Consider the following 1070-nt stretch of genomic DNA (forward strand, 5'->3'; position numbering starts at 1 on the left):
CGGCTGTCGGATGCCCGTAGGAACGGTCACCCGGTCCTTGCGGTGGTGCGGGGTTCGGCGATCAACCAGGACGGTGCCAGCAATGGTCTGACGGCGCCGAACGGCCCTTCGCAGCAGCGTGTCATCCGCCAGGCGCTGGCGAGTGCGGGGCTGACGGGCGCCGACGTGGACGCGGTCGAGGCGCACGGTACCGGTACGCGGCTCGGTGACCCGATCGAGGCGCAGGCGCTGTTGGCCACGTACGGTCAGGAGCGCGAGGACGGCCGTCCGCTGCTGCTGGGTTCGGTGAAGTCGAACATCGGTCACACGCAGGCCGCGGCGGGTGTGGCCGGTGTGATCAAGATGGTGCTGGCGATGCAGCACGGGGTACTGCCCAAGACCTTGCACGTCGACGCTCCCACCCCGCACGTCGACTGGTCCGCGGGTGAGGTCGAGCTGTTGACCGAGCTCCGCGAGTGGCCCGCGCCGGGTCACCCGCGCCGGGCCGGTGTGTCCTCCTTCGGCCTGAGCGGTACGAACGCCCACACGATCATCGAAGAGGCCCCGCCGCTCGATGGCGGGGCAACGGCAGCCGGTCACCGGACAGGGACCGGGATCGCAGCCTCTGTCCTGCCCTTGGTTGTCAGCGGCAAGGGAACGGACGCGTTGCGCGCCCAGGCCGCACAGCTCGTGTCCTGGCTGGCGGATAACCCGCAGGCAGCTGCCGCCGACGTCGCGCGCTCCCTCGCGGCCGGACGGTCCGCCTTCGAGGCCAGGGCCGTTCTGGTCACGCAGAACGCGGACCGCGAAGAGCTGCTCACCGGACTGCGCGCCCTTGCGGCGGGCGCGCAGGTGCCGGGCCTGGTCCAGGGCACGGTGTCCGGGGAAGGGCTGGCCTTCCTGTTCACGGGGCAGGGCAGCCAGCGACTGGGGATGGGGCGCGAGTTGTATGACGCCTTCCCGGCGTTCGCGGATGCGCTGGATGCGGTGTGTGCCCGGTTCGATCTGGATGTGCCTTTGCGGGATGTCCTCTTCGGTGCGGATGCGGAGCTGCTGAACCGTACGGAGTGGGCGCAGCCGGCGTTGTTCGC

The 1070-nt window shown here is 70.7% G+C and carries 1 protein-coding gene; it reads left to right on the forward strand.

Annotated features, from left to right (window positions below; genetic code table 11):
* Positions 1-1070 (forward strand): type I polyketide synthase (locus ABZY31_RS31335; protein ID WP_356417107.1); only part of this gene is annotated, 1070 nt, incomplete at both ends.

Source organism: Streptomyces sp. NPDC006529, assembly GCF_040611795.1.
Taxonomy (GTDB): domain Bacteria; phylum Actinomycetota; class Actinomycetes; order Streptomycetales; family Streptomycetaceae; genus Streptomyces.